The 14,890-nt window shown below is 60.2% G+C and carries 16 protein-coding genes; 6 read left to right on the forward strand and 10 right to left on the reverse strand.

Features of this window, described 5'->3' with window-relative positions; genetic code table 11:
* Window positions 1-37: 37 nt before the first annotated feature.
* Entirely contained in the window at window positions 38-1,051 is a 1,014-nt protein-coding gene (locus MMG91_RS17440; protein WP_310660249.1) for an AraC family transcriptional regulator, read from the reverse strand.
* 339 nt (window positions 1,052-1,390) lie between these two features.
* Here MMG91_RS17440 and MMG91_RS17445 point away from each other — a divergent pair, with 339 nt between their 5' ends.
* A complete protein-coding gene (locus tag MMG91_RS17445; RefSeq protein ID WP_310660250.1) occupies window positions 1,391-2,725 on the forward strand; it encodes a dicarboxylate/amino acid:cation symporter in 1,335 nt (444 codons plus the stop codon).
* A gap of 145 nt (window positions 2,726-2,870) precedes the next feature.
* Window positions 2,871-4,052, forward strand: coding sequence for a CaiB/BaiF CoA-transferase family protein (locus MMG91_RS17450; protein WP_310660251.1), 1,182 nt, complete (start codon window positions 2,871-2,873; stop codon window positions 4,050-4,052).
* An 84-nt stretch (window positions 4,053-4,136) separates the two neighbouring features.
* On the opposite strand, the gene MMG91_RS17455 is transcribed toward MMG91_RS17450, so the two are convergent.
* Entirely contained in the window at window positions 4,137-4,631 is a 495-nt protein-coding gene (locus tag MMG91_RS17455) for a SprT family zinc-dependent metalloprotease (protein WP_033055255.1), read from the reverse strand.
* A 158-nt stretch (window positions 4,632-4,789) separates the two neighbouring features.
* A complete protein-coding gene (locus tag MMG91_RS17460) occupies window positions 4,790-5,392 on the reverse strand; it encodes a Yip1 family protein (protein WP_030131100.1) in 603 nt (200 codons plus the stop codon).
* A 431-nt stretch (window positions 5,393-5,823) separates the two neighbouring features.
* Between MMG91_RS17460 and ttcA the strand changes: the two genes are divergently transcribed.
* Window positions 5,824-6,648: a tRNA 2-thiocytidine(32) synthetase TtcA gene (ttcA, locus tag MMG91_RS17465; RefSeq protein ID WP_305448677.1), complete on the forward strand. Its 825-nt coding sequence runs from the start codon at window positions 5,824-5,826 to the stop codon at window positions 6,646-6,648.
* A gap of 131 nt (window positions 6,649-6,779) precedes the next feature.
* Entirely contained in the window at window positions 6,780-7,454 is a 675-nt protein-coding gene (locus MMG91_RS17470; protein WP_305448678.1) for a DNA-3-methyladenine glycosylase I, read from the forward strand.
* Between the two features lie 115 nt (window positions 7,455-7,569).
* Here MMG91_RS17470 and MMG91_RS17475 read toward each other — a convergent pair whose 3' ends face one another.
* Genes MMG91_RS17475 through arsC form a run of 3 tightly spaced genes read right to left on the reverse strand, consistent with a single transcriptional unit; the run spans window position 7,570 to window position 8,943 of the window.
* Window positions 7,570-7,995 (reverse strand): DUF2069 domain-containing protein, encoded by a 426-nt coding sequence (locus tag MMG91_RS17475; protein WP_310660252.1) that lies wholly within the window; start codon window positions 7,993-7,995, stop codon window positions 7,570-7,572.
* Between the two features lies 1 nt (window position 7,996).
* Window positions 7,997-8,593, reverse strand: a complete 597-nt coding sequence (gene wrbA, locus MMG91_RS17480; protein ID WP_253548603.1) for an NAD(P)H:quinone oxidoreductase — start codon at window positions 8,591-8,593, stop codon at window positions 7,997-7,999.
* Complete coding sequence (gene arsC / locus MMG91_RS17485; RefSeq protein WP_305448680.1) at window positions 8,590-8,943, reverse strand: arsenate reductase (glutaredoxin); 354 nt, start codon at window positions 8,941-8,943, stop codon at window positions 8,590-8,592. Before arsC ends, wrbA begins: the two co-directional genes overlap by 4 nt.
* Before the next feature lie 114 nt (window positions 8,944-9,057).
* On the opposite strand from arsC, the gene MMG91_RS17490 reads away from it, so the two are divergent.
* A complete protein-coding gene (locus MMG91_RS17490) occupies window positions 9,058-9,525 on the forward strand; it encodes a TlpA disulfide reductase family protein (protein ID WP_305448681.1) in 468 nt (155 codons plus the stop codon).
* Between the two features lie 130 nt (window positions 9,526-9,655).
* Here MMG91_RS17490 and MMG91_RS17495 read toward each other — a convergent pair whose 3' ends face one another.
* A complete protein-coding gene (locus MMG91_RS17495; RefSeq protein WP_310660253.1) occupies window positions 9,656-10,060 on the reverse strand; it encodes an META domain-containing protein in 405 nt (134 codons plus the stop codon).
* Window positions 10,060-10,494, reverse strand: a complete 435-nt coding sequence (locus MMG91_RS17500; RefSeq protein WP_305448682.1) for a hypothetical protein — start codon at window positions 10,492-10,494, stop codon at window positions 10,060-10,062. The genes MMG91_RS17495 and MMG91_RS17500 overlap by 1 nt, the downstream gene beginning before the upstream one ends.
* Window positions 10,495-10,628: 134 nt before the next feature.
* On the opposite strand from MMG91_RS17500, the gene MMG91_RS17505 reads away from it, so the two are divergent.
* Window positions 10,629-11,024 carry a hypothetical protein gene (locus MMG91_RS17505; protein WP_310660254.1) on the forward strand — a complete coding sequence of 132 codons (396 nt, stop codon included), beginning with the start codon at window positions 10,629-10,631 and terminating at the stop codon, window positions 11,022-11,024.
* 5 nt (window positions 11,025-11,029) lie between these two features.
* Here MMG91_RS17505 and MMG91_RS17510 read toward each other — a convergent pair whose 3' ends face one another.
* Both MMG91_RS17510 and MMG91_RS17515 read right to left on the reverse strand, forming a co-directional pair.
* Window positions 11,030-12,019: a 2-hydroxyacid dehydrogenase gene (locus tag MMG91_RS17510; RefSeq protein ID WP_310660255.1), complete on the reverse strand. Its 990-nt coding sequence runs from the start codon at window positions 12,017-12,019 to the stop codon at window positions 11,030-11,032.
* Window positions 12,020-12,125: 106 nt separating this feature from the next.
* Entirely contained in the window at window positions 12,126-14,876 is a 2,751-nt protein-coding gene (locus tag MMG91_RS17515) for a response regulator (protein WP_305448685.1), read from the reverse strand.
* Window positions 14,877-14,890 lie beyond the last annotated feature (14 nt).

Here is a 14,890-nt window from a genome sequence, read left to right on the forward strand (position 1 = left end):
GTCCCGGGCTGCATTCCCACGCAGAGCGTGGGAACGATCAGCTCTCCTGCGCCCGATAGGCCCCCGGCGTCAACCCCGTCCACTTCTTGAACGCCCGGTGAAACGCCGACGGCTCGGAAAACCCCAGTTGCTCGGCAATCTGTTGCAACGACAGATCCGCCCGTCCCAAATGATAAATCGCAATGTCCCGACGCAACTGGTCCTTCAATTCCTGAAAACTGGTGCCTTCTTCGCGCAAATGCCGACGCAAGGTTTGCGGGCTGACGTGCAGGTGCGCGGCCACGGCTTCCAGGTCCGGCCAGCGCGCACTGTCGCGGCTGAGCAAGCGCCGCAATTGGCTGCTCAGGCTGTCGCCTTCATCGGGGCGCGATAGCAGGTCGGCGGGGGAGCGCTCGAGAAAGTGCTTGAGGGTTCGTTCGTCCTGCAACAGCGGCATATTCAGGTAGCGACTGTGAAATAGCAGACTGCTTTGCGCCGTTGTGCTCTTTACGGTGGAAAAGCTCAGCGGGCAGGAAAACAGCAAGTCGTATTCGGCCCCGTGTTCGGGCCTCGGGTAGCTGAACGTGGCCTGCTCCAGACGAATGCGCTGGCCAATCAGCCAGCTGCCGAACCGATGCCAGATCACCAACAGGCTTTCGCTAAGGAAATGGTCCGGGTCCCACAGCGGCGAATCGTCCAGGCTCAGGCGAACCATGTCGCCTTCGCGGCTCAGCGTCAGACGCGGCGCGCCGGGGAACAGGCTGTAAAACAATAAACCGCGATTGAGCGCTTTCTCCAGCGTGCGGCAATGGATCACCGCGTGGCACATCATCGCGAAGCTGCCGGGTTTGCTCGGTGCCTGCCCAAAGCCCAAGTATTCGTCGTCCAGAGCCAGCCACAGCCCCTGGATCAATCGGGCGAACTGCTCGGGCGCGATTCGGGCGCGCGGCTCCTCAAGCAACTCGGGGCTGATCCCCAGTTGCTGCAACAGACTCGAATAGTCGTAGCCACGCCGGCGCGCGCCACCGAGGGCGGCACGGGCGAAATGGCTGGCGATGGTGCGTTCGCGCATAGGGAGCAGGTCCGTCCACTGAGCAATGGATGGTAGCGGTGCCCGTCGAGGATGGACAAGGCGGATATCCGCCAAATTGCAGGACGAGGTTTGGCTGGTGGGCGGAAATCCGCCACATCGTTGTGACTGGTTAGCGACCCAAAAAAACCTGTAACCCTTGATGTCACAAGGCTGGCAGGTTTTTTTCCGAAGGTGGCACGAGGCTTGCGATACAAGCCGCAGAGGTCTGCCGTAGCGCAGCTCGACAAAACAAATCCCTCCAGTGCAGGAGGGTTCGCAATTGAGGTGTCAGGGACAACAGATGGATGTTGTTCTGAGGCACTCTTGAGGAACTTTGCAATGACGACTCGTCAGCCACTGTATAAATCCCTGTACTTCCAGGTGATCGTTGCCATCGCTATCGGCATCCTGCTCGGTCACTTCTACCCGCAGACCGGTGTAGCCCTCAAGCCGCTGGGTGACGGGTTCATCAAACTGATCAAAATGGTCATCGCACCGATCATCTTCTGTACCGTCGTCAGTGGTATCGCCGGCATGCAGAACATGAAATCGGTCGGCAAGACAGGCGGCTATGCGCTGCTGTACTTCGAAATCGTCTCCACCATTGCCTTGCTGATAGGTCTGGTCGTGGTCAACGTCGTGCAACCGGGCGCCGGCATGCACATCGACGTGACGACCCTGGACACCAGCAAAATCGCTGGCTACATCTCGGCCGGTAAAGACCAGAGCATCATTGCTTTTGTCCTCAACGTGATCCCTAACACCATCGTCGGCGCCTTCGCCAACGGCGACATCCTGCAAGTGCTGATGTTCTCGGTGATCTTCGGTTTCGCCCTGCATCGCCTGGGTGCCTACGGCAAACCGGTGCTGGACTTCATCGATCGCTTTGCTCACGTGATGTTCAACATCATCAACATGATCATGAAGCTCGCTCCAGTCGGCGCGTTCGGTGCGATGGCTTTCACCATCGGTGCCTACGGTGTCGGTTCGCTGGTGCAACTGGGTCAGTTGATGATCTGCTTCTACATCACCTGCATCGTGTTTGTGCTCGTTGTACTGGGCGCCATCTGCCGCGCGCACGGTTTCAGCGTCGTCAAACTGATTCGCTACATCCGTGAAGAACTGCTGATCGTGCTGGGCACTTCCTCTTCGGAATCCGCGTTGCCACGCATGCTGATCAAGATGGAACGCCTGGGTGCGCAGAAATCGGTTGTGGGTCTGGTGATCCCGACTGGCTACTCGTTCAACCTCGACGGTACGTCGATCTACCTGACCATGGCGGCTGTGTTCATCGCTCAGGCGACTGATACGCCGATGGACCTGACTCACCAGATCACCTTGCTGCTGGTGCTGCTGTTGTCCTCCAAAGGTGCGGCGGGTGTGACTGGTAGTGGCTTCATCGTGCTGGCAGCCACCCTGTCGGCCGTGGGTACTCTGCCGGTGGCCGGCCTGGCGCTGATCCTCGGTATCGACCGCTTCATGTCCGAAGCCCGTGCGCTGACCAACCTTGTTGGTAACGCCGTGGCCACCCTCGTGGTTGCCAAGTGGGTGAAAGAGCTGGACGAAGACAAACTGCAAGTCGAGCTGGCTTCTGGCGGTCGCGGTATCTCCGATACTCGCGAAGAAGATGACCTGGGCGTGGCTGAAGGCCCAACCCCGGCTGGCGTCAAGTAAGTACTCTGGCTGCATGAAAAACCCGCTTCGGCGGGTTTTTTCATGCCTGCGATTTGAGCGCAACGGTCACCGCCACTGACACATAAGGTGATTGCTGCAATGTCCTCGGCTGCCTAGGCTTGGGGGATCGCACGGGAGAACACTTATGCTCGGTCCACTGGCATCACTCAAGATTCTGGATTTCTCGACACTGCTGCCGGGGCCGTTCGCCTCGTTGCTGCTGGCAGACATGGGCGCCGAGGTGCTGCGCATCGAATCGCCGACCCGCATGGACCTGCTGCGAGTATTGCCGCCGCATGATCAAGGCGTGTCGGCCAGCCACGCGTACCTCAATCGCAACAAGCGCAGCCTGGCCCTGGACCTCAAGCAGCCCGAGGCGCTGGAGGTGATCAAGCAATTGCTGCAGGACCACGACATCGTGCTGGAGCAGTTTCGTCCCGGCGTGATGGACCGGCTCGGTTTGGGGTATGAAGCCTTGAAGGCGATCAACCCGAAGCTGATTTATGTGTCGATCACCGGTTATGGCCAGACCGGCCCCTACAAGGATCGCGCCGGCCACGACATCAACTACCTGGCGTTGGCGGGGCTTTCGAGCTACACCGGTCGTGCCGACAGCGGGCCGGTGCCGTTGGGCATGCAGGTGGCGGATGTCGCCGGTGGCTCGCTACACGGGGTGATCGGCCTGCTGGCGGCGGTGATCGCGCGACAGCAGACCGGGCAGGGGCAGCATCTGGATGTGAGCATGACCGACTGCGCCTTCAGCCTGAATGCCATGGCCGGTGCCGGGTACCTGGCCTGTGGCATGGAGCCGGGCAGGGAAAATCAGATGCTCAATGGTGGCAGCTTCTACGACTACTACCGCTCGCGCGATGGACGCTGGTTGTCGGTGGGCAGTCTGGAGCCGGCGTTCATGCAACAACTCTGCACGGCGCTGGGCCGGCCGGAACTGGCGGCCCAAGGGTTGGCGCCCGAACCGGCCCGGCAACAGGCGCTCAAGGAGGCTTTGAAAGTTGAATTCGAGAAATACGACTTTGCCGAGTTGTGTGAGCTGTTTGCCGGGGTCGATGCGTGCGTCGAACCGGTGTTGAGCCTGGGCGAAGCGGTGCGACATCCGCAATTGAAGGCGCGGGAATTGGTCACTCAGGTGCCGAGGGGCGATGGTTCGACTCAGGCACAGATGGCTTGCCCGTTGAAGTTTTCGGATGGGTTGCCAGAGCCGCGGCATATCGGGGCGGGGCTGGGTGAGCATACGGATCACGTGTTGGGGGAGTTGGGGTTTAGTGTTGAGCGCATCGAAGAGTTGCGTATGGCGAAAGTAGTGAGTTGATTGATCGTTCCCATGCTCCGCGTGGGAATGCCGCCATGGACGCTCCGCGTCCACTGTGACGCGGAGCGTGGGAACGATCATGGGTTATTCGACCCGCATCTCCCCACTAAACACTAATGTGCTTCTGCACCGCCGACACAAATACCGCCGCCCCTGCCGCACCAAACCATGACGCTGGGCCGAAAACGGGAAATCGCTGTCGGCGCACGGGCATTTGTAGATGTAGCGCGTCACGCTGCGGCGTTTGACGTCGTAGGTATGGCAGCGATTGGGCGGCAGTTCGTAAACACCGCGCATGATCAGTTGCCACTCTTCGCCGTGAGGCTGGATGCGGTCGCCGAACAGTTGATGGGCGATCAGGTGCGCGACTTCATGCGCCACGGTCTGCTTGAGAAAGTCTTCGGTGTTTTCCCGGTACAGCTGCGGATTGAAGCGCAGCAGGTTCTCGTGCAAATGCGCGACACCGGCTTTTTGCCCGCGCAGCTTGAGGCTCACCACGGGGCGTTTGAAAGGTCGTTTGAAAAAGGATTCAGCTAGTTGGTAACAGTCTTCGACGCGGGTATTGAGTTGCTCGGGCATGCTTGATGGATCTCCAGAGACGTCGAGTATGCCGCAACCCTCGGGAGTTGCGAATCGCCGAGGCGCCGAATGGTCGTCACCGTTTTCTATCCTTGAGCATTAGAAGGCCGCCTTGCGGCGGCCTGTGTTGGCAGATCTTGTTTTTGGTGGGTGTGTTGCTAATTGGTATAGACCGGCCCCACGCCAAGTCCCCAGACAATCACTGTGAATGCCATGATCGCCACCAGCACCACCAGTCCTACGGCGAGCACCGAGCTTGAAAACAGGAATCCCTCATCCGATGGAATGTTCATGAACGTCGGCAAACCCACATACAGCAGGTACACCGTGTAGCAGATGGCCGCGGTGCCGACGATCATGCCCAGCCACATGTGCGGATACAACGCCGCCAGACCACCGATGAACAGCGGAGTTGCCGTGTAGGTGGCGAAGGCGACACAGCGCGCCAGGCTTGGGTTGGCGTCATAGGTGCGGGCCATCCAGTGGATGAACGCGCCCATCACCGCGACACCGCCGAGCATCGCCAGGTACGACATGATGGTCATCCATAGCGCACTTTCCATGGTCAGCATGACCGGCGCTCGATTACCAATGACCCAGCCGACCTGCGTGGTGCCGATAAACGCCGATACGGCAGGGATCGCCGCCAGAATCAGGGTGTGCGTGAGGTACATGTGGCTGATGCTTTCCTCCTGGTCGCCACGGATTTCTTTCCATTCCTGGTCAGGGTGGGTGAAGAGCCCCACTACGTGATGGATCATGCCAGTCACTCCTCTTGTTGTTGCCATCGCCCCCCAGCGGAGCGCTTACGGGCCAAAGTGGCCAGGTAAGTACAGGTCTGAATATGTGTGCGACCTTATGCCGCAGTATAGAAAGGAGTTACCGGTAATAGTGCGAGGGGCTTAGAGCAAATCGCGCTGTAAACAAACCTGTTAATCGCCGTCGGGTCTGTTCTGTAGCAGCTGGCGAAGCCTGCGTTCGGCGGCGAAGCCGTCGTAAACCATCCACCTCCGTGTGTCAGGCAAACCGCATAGACTTGATTGACGACGGCTTCGCCGCCGAACGCAGGCTTCGCCAGCTGCTACAGAGGGTGCGATGGCGCATAATTTCTTTGAAAAATTCGGGCTCTTCGCCCCGAAAGGGTTTTTGCGTAAAATGCCGACCTTTCGTCACACCTCACGGATTTCGCGTCATGGGCACTCTTACGGTCAACCAGAACAAACTGCAAAAGCGCCTGCGCCGCCAGGCCGGTGAGGCTGTCGCCGATTTCAACATGATTGAAGACGGTGACAAGGTCATGGTCTGCCTGTCCGGTGGCAAGGACAGCTACACCATGCTCGACGTGCTGATGCATTTGCAGAAGGTCGCCCCGATCAAGTTCGAGATCGTGGCCGTGAACATGGACCAGAAGCAGCCAGGTTTTCCCGAGCACGTGCTGCCGGCTTACCTCAAAGAACTGGGCATCGAGTACCACATCGTCGAGAAAGACACCTATTCGGTGGTCAAGGAGCTGATCCCGGAAGGCAAAACCACCTGCTCACTGTGCTCGCGCCTGCGTCGCGGCACGCTGTACACCTTTGCCGATGAAATCGGCGCGACCAAAATGGCCCTCGGTCACCATCGCGACGATATCGTCGAGACGTTCTTCCTGAACATGTTCTTCAACGGCTCGCTCAAGGCCATGCCGCCGAAGCTGCGTGCCGACGACGGTCGCAACGTGGTGATCCGCCCGCTGGCCTACTGCAACGAAAAAGACATTCAGGCCTATTCGGATTTCAAGCAATTCCCGATCATCCCGTGCAATCTCTGCGGCTCCCAGGAAAACCTGCAACGCCAAGTGGTTAAAGAGATGTTGCAGGACTGGGAACGCAAGACCCCGGGCCGTACCGAAAGCATTTTCCGCAGCTTGCAGAACGTGATCCCGTCGCAACTGGCAGACCGCAACCTGTTTGACTTCACCAACCTCAAGATCGATGAAACCGCGGCTTCGCGCTTCGTCAACGTGGTCAATCTCTGACACAAATTGTGTGGGAGCGAGCCTGCTCGCGATAGCGTTCTGTCAGACACATCAGTGTTGACTGATACGGCGCCATCGCGAGCAGGCTCGCTCCCGCAGTTGGTTTTTCGCTTCAATCCTCAGGAGAGGGCATGCGCGACTATAAGTGGCTGAACGAATACTGCTTGAACCGCTTCGGTTCGGCGGCTGAACTGGAAGCCCATCTGCCCGTTCCCAAGACCCCGGCGCAATTGCGCAAGATCAGTGACGACCGCTACCTCTCGACCATGGCGTTGCGGGTATTCCGCGCCGGGCTCAAGCACAGCCTGGTGGACGCCAAATGGCCGGCGTTCGAAGAAGTATTCTTCAAGTTCGACCCGGAAAAAGTCGTGCTGATGAGCGCCGAGCATCTGGAGCGCTTGATGCAGGACGCGCGCATCATTCGCCACTTGGGCAAGCTCAAGAGCGTGCCGCGCAACGCGCAGTTCATTCTGGACGTGGCCCATGAGAAGGGCAGCTTTGGCGCCCTGATCGCCGAATGGCCGGTGACCGATATTGTCGGTTTGTGGACCTACCTGAAAAAACACGGGCATCAGTTGGGCGGGTTATCGGCACCGCGATTCTTGCGAATGGTGGGCAAGGACACGTTTGTGCCGAGCTACGACGTGGTCGCGGCGCTGAGTGCGCAGAAGATCGTCGACAAGGTGCCGAGCAGTTTGCGGGACCTGGCCTCGGTACAAAATGCGTTCAACCAGTGGCACGAAGAGAGCGGTGGGCGGCCGATGAGCCAGATTTCGATGATGCTGGCCTACACCGTCAATCATTGAGACCGAGTCGACCCCTTCGCGGGCAAGCCCGCTCCCACAGGTAATGGTTTTGAGCACAATATTTGTGAACGACTCCGGTCACTGTGGGAGCGGGCTTGCCCGCGATAGTGGTGTATCAGGCGACAGAAATCTCGCCTTCACCCGCCAACTTGCGGTTCAACTGAAACCGCCACCGCACATACAACATGGCCGAGCAGAATACCGCCAGGCTCGCGCCCATCTCCAGTAAACCGAACAGTTGCCGGTTCGGGTCATACGCGGCCAATGCGCCCTTCATGAAATACAGGTTCACCACAAAACACATCCACGAATGCCCGCGGGCGCTGCCGACAATCATCCCCGGCGCCATCAACAATAGCGGCACCAGTTCGATCAGCAGAATCACCCACGGCCGCGCGCCATGCAGATCGGCGAACACCAGATAGTAGACGCAGAGCAGTCCCACCAGGCCGAAAAAGCACAGCAGGCTGATGACGCGCATCGCCCGTACTCGCGGTTCGAGCCATTCGATGGAAGGCAGAATCTTCGGCTTTTTGGCCATATCAGCTCACCAACTTTTGCGCAGTCTTCGCCAACCGCAGGCCCAAGGCTCGGCACAGCGCAACTTCGTGTTCATTCAAGCCACTTTTGCCATCGGCACCGGCGTGATGGCTGGCGCCATAAGGCGTGCCACCACCGCGGGTTTCCAGCAGCGCCGACTCGCTGTAAGGCAGGCCGGTGATCAGCATGCCGTGGTGCAGCAACGGCAACATCATCGACAGCAGCGTGGTTTCCTGGCCGCCGTGCAGGCTCGCGGTGGAGGTGAAGACCCCGGCCGGTTTGCCCACCAGGGCGCCGGTCAGCCACAGGTTGCTGGTGCCATCGAGAAAGTACTTCAACGGTGCGGCCATGTTGCCGAACCGGGTAGGGCTGCCGAGGGCCAGGCCGGCGCAGTTCTTCAAGTCGTCGAGGCTGGCGTACAGCGCGCCTTCATCGGGAATGTCCGGCGACACGGCTTCGCATTCACTGGAAATCGCCGGCACTGTACGCAATCGGGCTTCAAGGCCGGCTTGCTCGACACCACGGGCAATCTGCCGGGCCATTTCATTGGTCGAGCCGCTGCGGCTGTAATACAGCACCAGAATGTACGGCGCGCTCACGGCAGCAACTCCAGCACATTCTCCGGCGGGCGGCCGATGATGGCTTTGTCGCCGACTTCGAGAATCGGGCGCTCCATGAGTTTCGGGTGTGCGGCGATGGCGGCGATCAATTGTGCCTCGCTCAAATTGCTATCGGCCAGGTTGAGCGTTTTGTACTCGTCCTCGCCGGTGCGCAGCAATTGCCGGGCGCTGATGCCGAGTTTGCTCAGCAGGCTCTGGATTTGCGCGGCGTCCAGCGGGGTTTCCAGGTAGCGGACTACCGTTGGCGTCAGGCCACGGGCTTCGAGCAATTCGAGCGCACCGCGGGATTTCGAGCAGCGCGGGTTGTGATAAAGCGTCAGATCGGTCATGGGCGGGTCGCTTCTTGCGTAAAGTGGCGGCTATTCTAACTGTGCGGCGCGTAATCCAGAACCTTGGGAGGCGATGGGTCGCAGGTGCATTCCATTTTTGACAAGGATTGAGACATGACAAGGCGACTGGCAGCGGCATTGGCGATCTTGGGAGCGTTATTGCTGGGGGGCTGCGGCAACGACTATGGCGTCGACCAGAACGGTCACAAAGTCGCCGCCGAGCGTCTGGACAAACAATGGCTGGTGCTCAATTACTGGGCCGAATGGTGCGGCCCGTGCCGTACCGAGATTCCCGAGTTGAACGTGCTGGCCGAGCAGCTCAAGGGCAAGAAGATCGGGGTGTTCGGGGTCAACTTCGACAATGTGCAGGGCGAAGAGCTGAAAAGCGCCAGCGAGAAACTGGGGATCGCCTTCACCGTGCTGGCCCAGGACCCGGCCGACCTTTTCGAATTGCCCCGCAGTGAAGCGTTGCCGGTGACTTACATCATTGATGACAAGGGCAAGGTACGGGAACAGTTGATGGGGGAGCAGACGGCGGCGGGGGTGATGGCGAAGCTTGAGGCGTTGCAGGCTAAAAATTGAGTTGTTTGATCGTTCCCACGCTCTGCGTGGGAATGCCGCCCGGGACGCTCCGCGTCCCTGTGACGCAGAGCGTCACTAGATGCATTCCCATGTGGAGCGTGGGAACGATCAGTCGATCGGTGCGAGAGCATCAACCCTCTTCAAGCCACCAACGCAACGGTTTGCCTTGCGCCGGCCAGAAGCGCATCTGGTCGATCGGTGATACATCCCAACGCTGCACGTTTTCCAGCGCCTGCAGGAAGCGTTTTTCCTGCTCCATCAACGCCGGCGTACACATTTTGCGGGTGCTGCCGATCTTGCCGAAGCTCAGCTTGTCGCCTTCCAGGGTATACGGCGCGAACCAGTGGTTGCAGCCGCCATTGCCATAGGCCCGACCGTCTTCATCGAGGGTGATGGTCAGATGGCTGTAGTCCATCAGCGGACGCTCGCCGATCCATTCCAGAATGTAGCTGCGATTTTGTTGCAATTGCACCGGTTCGGCGGCACAGCCCAACAGGCTGGCGCCGGCCATGGCGGTCAGAGCAAGGCGTTTCATCACGCAGGCTCCTGGCACTTCTTGCACAGGTGCTTGTCACCGACTGTGGTCCAGCCCAGTTCGGCAATGCGCGCAGTGGCCGCCGGTTTTTCCGCCTTGTTGCCCAACTTGGCGTCGACCGCGAATTCAAAGCTCAGCTCTTTGGCGCAGCTGTCGCAGTTGACTTTCCAGGTGTGGATCGCCAGTTCGCCGAACACCGGACCACTGGCCACCGCGACCCATTGGCCCGGCGGATTGATCAGGTGGCGAACCGTTTCGACGGTCAGGCGCATGGACAAGTCCTTGCTGCCTTTAAGGGTCACGACCAGCACGTCGTTATTACGAATCGAGCCGCCGTTGCCGGTGACTTGATAACGCCCCGGCACAAGGGCGCGGCATTCGGTGAGGGTGTGTTGCGGGTTCATCAGGCTGTAGCGGAAATCGTGTTCGACCATGGGTCCTCCAAATATGCGCGATATGCTAGCACGGGCATGCACGCAGCATGGCGCGGGCATGTAACCTTCGATCTGGTTCAAATGACCTGCCGAGTCATGGCACACTGCCGCTTTTGCATCTCTAAGGAACAGAAATGGCGTTGATCGAATGTTTTGAGTGCAAGCAACGCATCAGCTCCAAGGCGCCTGCTTGCATTCATTGCGGTGCACCTGCGGTGGCAGTGCAAGCGGCTACGTCGACGGCAACGCCTACGCAGGCGCCTCTTTCTTTCGGGCGTTTACCGACCAATGAGAGCGTGCCCAGGGTGACCCCGGCCGCTTTCGGGCGCAAACGTAAAGTCGAAGTCGAGGCACAGATCCCGGCACCGGCGCCCGGCGGGCCGCGTCCGGTGGAACTCTGGCTGAAACTGATGATTTTCTTGCTGCCGCCGTTTTTTGTCTGGTTCCTGCTGCGTCGCGGGCATTCGCTGGGGCAACGCTTGCTGGGCTTCGGCTGGCTGGCCCTGATGATTCTTTTGTCCAAGGCCTGAGCCGGTCAGCCCTCGACTTGATTCTGTGGCGAACCGGCCGCCCAGGCCGCGATGTTCTGCAGGGTGGTCGCGGCAATCGCGCCCAGGGCTTCGCGGGTGAGGAAGGCCTGGTGCGCGGTGATGATCACATTCGGAAAGGTCAGCAGGCGCGCCAGCACATCGTCCTGTAGCGGCAGGTCGGACCGATCCTCGAAGAACAGCTGCGCCTCCTCTTCATACACGTCCAGCCCCAGATAGCCCAATTGGCCGTCCTTCAACGCATCGATCAGCGCCGGCGTGTCCACCAGACCGCCGCGCCCGGTGTTGATCAACATCGCGCCAGGCTGCATGTGCGCCAGTGAATCGCTGTTGATCAAGTGTTTGCTCTGTTCGTTGAGCGGGCAATGCAGGCTGATGATCTGCGACTCGGCCAGCAGTTGCGGCAAGCTGAGGTAGCGCGCCCCAAGCGCTTCGACTTGCGGGTTCGGGTAAGGATCACAGGCCAGCAACCGACAGCCGAAGCCGTTCATGATTTTCGCGAAGGTCGCGCCGATTTGCCCGGTGCCGACTACGCCGACGGTCTTGCCCACGAGGTCGAAACCGGTCAACCCGTGCAGGCTGAAATCCCCCTCGCGAGTACGGTTGTAGGCACGGTGCAGGCGGCGGTTAAGCGCCAGGATCAGCGCCACCGCATGTTCGGCCACCGCGTGAGGCGAGTAAGCCGGAACCCGTACAATCGAAAGTCCCAGGCGTTTGGCCACCGCCAGGTCGACATGGTTGTAACCGGCCGAGCGCAGAGCGATCAGGCGTGTGCCGCCCGCGGCCAGACGTTCGAGTACCGGAGCACTGAGGTCATCATTAATGAAGGCACAGACCACTTCGTGATGCTCCGCCAGCGCCACCGTATCGAGGCTCAGTCGCGCCGGCTGAAAATGCAGCTCGATGCCGGCGGGCAGGTCTGCGCTCAAAAAACTGTCGCGGTCGTAGGTCTGGCTGCTGAAAAGAATCGTGCGCATGCTGTCCTCCCGGAAGTTACCTGTAGCAGCTGGCGAAGCCTGCGTTCGGCAGCTGCTACAAGGTCTTGAGCTTAGCCTTCAAGGTGCCCAGCGTTATTGCGCTGCATCAGGCATTGATGCGCGCCTGGGCCGCCAGTCGATTGATGGCTCGTTCGAGTTCTTCCAGCGCGCCGGGGGCTTTTGCGTCCTGTTGCTTGAGCAGGGTTTCACTGCGCTGGCAGGCGGCGCGCAGTTGCGGGACGCCGCAATAACGGGTCGCCCCATGCAGGCGATGGACTCGCTCGATCAGGGCATTCTGGTCATTGGCTTCACGGGCCACGCGGATGGCCTCGCGGTCAGCCTCCAGGGAGGCCAGCAGCATTGCCAGCATGTCCGCCGCCAGATCAGCCTTGCCGGCCGCCAGGCGCAGGCCCTCGTCGTGGTCGAGCACCTGCAACTCATTACCGTTATTGCTTTCGCTGGAGCGCTCCGGTCCCAGATTACGCAACGCCAGACCGGTCCATTTCAACACCACCTGCGCCAGTTGCCGTTCGCTGATGGGTTTGGTCAGGTAGTCATCCATGCCGCTTTGCAGCAACGCGCGTTTTTCGTTGGCCATCGCGTGGGCGGTGAGGGCGACGATCGGCAGTGGCGTGCAATGCCGCTCGCTTTCCCACTGACGAATGGCTTCGGTGCTTTGGCGGCCATCCATGCCGGGCATCTGCACGTCCATCAGCACCAGGTCGAAGGTCTCGTTCTGCACGGCCTTGACTGCGGCGTAACCGCTTTCCACCGCGAGCACCTTGGCGCCCATGTCTTCGAGCAGGGTTTGCACCAGCAGCAGATTGGCCGGGTTGTCATCGACGCAAAGGACCTTCGGCGCGCGGCTGGAAAGCGGCTCGCCGGGGTCGCTGCGCTGCTGGCGCGGGTTGACCATATCGGACAGGGCCCGACGCAGTTTGCGCGTGCAGGCCGGTTTGGACTGCAGCTGGCTATGGGGGTTGGGCACCGAGAGGTGGAACAGCGTCAGTTCGGTGGTCGGGCACAGCACCAACACTCTGCAGCCCAGGTGTTCGAGGTCCCAGACATGCTGGTTGAGGCGCTCCGGCGGCATGTCGTTGCTGGTAATACCGAGCACTGCCAGGCCGATAGCCTGATCGGTCTGATGAGCGCCGGTCACGCCGTTGGCCAGGCTTTCCAGAGTGTTGAACGGCGTGACTACCAGACCGCAGTCTTCCAGTTGATGCTGCAAGGCTTGACGGGCCAGCTCATGGTTTTCCAGGACCGCCACCCGATGTCCGAGCAAGGGTGGGCCGGGCAGGTCTTCGGCGTCGTCGCGGGCTTTGGGCAGGCTCAGGCTGATCCAGAATTCCGAACCTTCACCCGGTGTGCTGTCGACGCCGATCTCGCCGCCCATCTGCTCGATCAGGCGTTTGGAAATTACCAGCCCCAGACCGGTGCCGCCAGGTTGCCGGGAGAGCGAGTTATCGGCCTGGCTGAAGGCCTGGAACAAGGCGCGCACGTCCTGATTCGACAGGCCGATGCCGGTGTCCTGAATGCTGATGCGCAGTTGCACGCTGTCTTCATGCTCTTCTTCGAGCATGGCCCGGGCGACGATGGTGCCTTCGCGGGTGAACTTGATCGCGTTGCTCACAAGGTTGGTGAGGATCTGCTTGAGTCGCAGCGGATCGCCCACCAGCGACAATGGCGTATCGCGATAAACCAGGCTCACCAGCTCAAGTTCTTTGGCGTGGGCGGCCGGGGCGAGGATGTTCAAGGTGTCTTGCAGCAGGTCGCGCAGGTTGAACGGAATATGGTCGAGCACCAGTTTGCCGGCCTCGATTTTCGAGAAGTCGAGAATCTCGTTGATGATCCCCAGCAAGCTGTCGGCGGATTTTTCGATGGTGCCCAGGTAATCGAGTTGGCGTGGGGTCAATTCGCTTTTTTGCAGCAAGTGCGTGAAGCCGAGAATGCCGTTGAGCGGTGTGCGGATTTCATGGCTCATGTTGGCCAGAAACTCGGATTTGATCCGGCTCGCCTCCAGGGCTTCCTTGCGGGCCAGGTCCAGCTCGATGTTCTGGATTTCGATGGTTTCCAGGTTCTGACGCACGTCTTCGGTGGCCTGGTCGACGCTGTTTTGCAATTCTTCCTGAGCGTTCTGCAGCGTACCGGCCATGCGGTTGATGCCGGACGCCAGTTCATCCAGCTCCTGGCTGCCGAGGGGTGGCAGGCGGGTTTCCAGATGACCGTCTTTGAGCTGTGCCACGGCTTGTTTGATCTGGCTCAATGGCCGGTTGATGGTCCGGCCCATGCGCAAGGCTAACAGCGCCGCACCGACCAGGCCTGCGCCGATCAGCAGCAGGCTGGCGAACAGACTGCGGTAACCGCGCAGCAACATACCACTGTGTGACAGTTCGAGTTCGACCCAGCCCAGCAGGCGGTCGGCTTCATCGGGGATCAGGTCGCCGGCCAGGTTGCGGTGCTTGCCGAACACCGGCAGCAGATAGCGCGTGGCGTCATTGCCACTGCGGCGCAGCAGCTGTGAACCGCTGCCCAAAGGGGCCTGATTGAGCATGGTCGGGCCGGCGTGAGCCAGCGGTGTGCGGTCGGGGGCGAGGAAAGTCACCGCGCGCACGTCGGTTTGTTCCAGGAACTGGGTGGCGATGCGTTCCAGCAGGTCGTTGTCTTTGCGACCCATCGCCGGGGCCACCAGCGGTGCCAGCTGTTCGGCAATCATTTCGCCGCGCTGCATGAGTTGGGATTGCAGGTCCGATTGCTGCATCCAGGTGAAATAGCCGCCCAGAACCAGCGCCATCAGGGTGGTCGGCAACAGGGTCAGCAATAGCACGCGGCCTTTAATTCCCAGTTTCTTGAGCACGCATCTCTCCCGCA

This window comes from Pseudomonas sp. JL3 (assembly GCF_031570575.1).
Taxonomy (GTDB): Bacteria; Pseudomonadota; Gammaproteobacteria; order Pseudomonadales; family Pseudomonadaceae; genus Aquipseudomonas; species Aquipseudomonas cucumis.

Excerpts from the sequence above, each read along its gene's own strand:
- MMG91_RS17440 (WP_310660249.1), bottom strand. The coding sequence starts at position 1,051 with ATGCGCGAACGCACCATCGCCAGCCATTTCGCCCGTGCCGCCCTCGGT.
- MMG91_RS17445 (WP_310660250.1), top strand. The coding sequence starts at position 1,391 with ATGACGACTCGTCAGCCACTGTATAAATCCCTGTACTTCCAGGTGATC.
- MMG91_RS17450 (WP_310660251.1), top strand. The coding sequence starts at position 2,871 with ATGCTCGGTCCACTGGCATCACTCAAGATTCTGGATTTCTCGACACTG.
- MMG91_RS17455 (WP_033055255.1), bottom strand. The coding sequence starts at position 4,631 with ATGCCCGAGCAACTCAATACCCGCGTCGAAGACTGTTACCAACTAGCT.
- MMG91_RS17460 (WP_030131100.1), bottom strand. The coding sequence starts at position 5,392 with ATGATCCATCACGTAGTGGGGCTCTTCACCCACCCTGACCAGGAATGG.
- ttcA (WP_305448677.1), top strand. The coding sequence starts at position 5,824 with ATGGGCACTCTTACGGTCAACCAGAACAAACTGCAAAAGCGCCTGCGC.
- MMG91_RS17470 (WP_305448678.1), top strand. The coding sequence starts at position 6,780 with ATGCGCGACTATAAGTGGCTGAACGAATACTGCTTGAACCGCTTCGGT.
- MMG91_RS17475 (WP_310660252.1), bottom strand. The coding sequence starts at position 7,995 with ATGGCCAAAAAGCCGAAGATTCTGCCTTCCATCGAATGGCTCGAACCG.
- arsC (WP_305448680.1), bottom strand. The coding sequence starts at position 8,943 with ATGACCGATCTGACGCTTTATCACAACCCGCGCTGCTCGAAATCCCGC.
- MMG91_RS17490 (WP_305448681.1), top strand. The coding sequence starts at position 9,058 with ATGACAAGGCGACTGGCAGCGGCATTGGCGATCTTGGGAGCGTTATTG.
- MMG91_RS17495 (WP_310660253.1), bottom strand. The coding sequence starts at position 10,060 with ATGAAACGCCTTGCTCTGACCGCCATGGCCGGCGCCAGCCTGTTGGGC.
- MMG91_RS17500 (WP_305448682.1), bottom strand. The coding sequence starts at position 10,494 with ATGGTCGAACACGATTTCCGCTACAGCCTGATGAACCCGCAACACACC.
- MMG91_RS17505 (WP_310660254.1), top strand. The coding sequence starts at position 10,629 with ATGGCGTTGATCGAATGTTTTGAGTGCAAGCAACGCATCAGCTCCAAG.
- MMG91_RS17510 (WP_310660255.1), bottom strand. The coding sequence starts at position 12,019 with ATGCGCACGATTCTTTTCAGCAGCCAGACCTACGACCGCGACAGTTTT.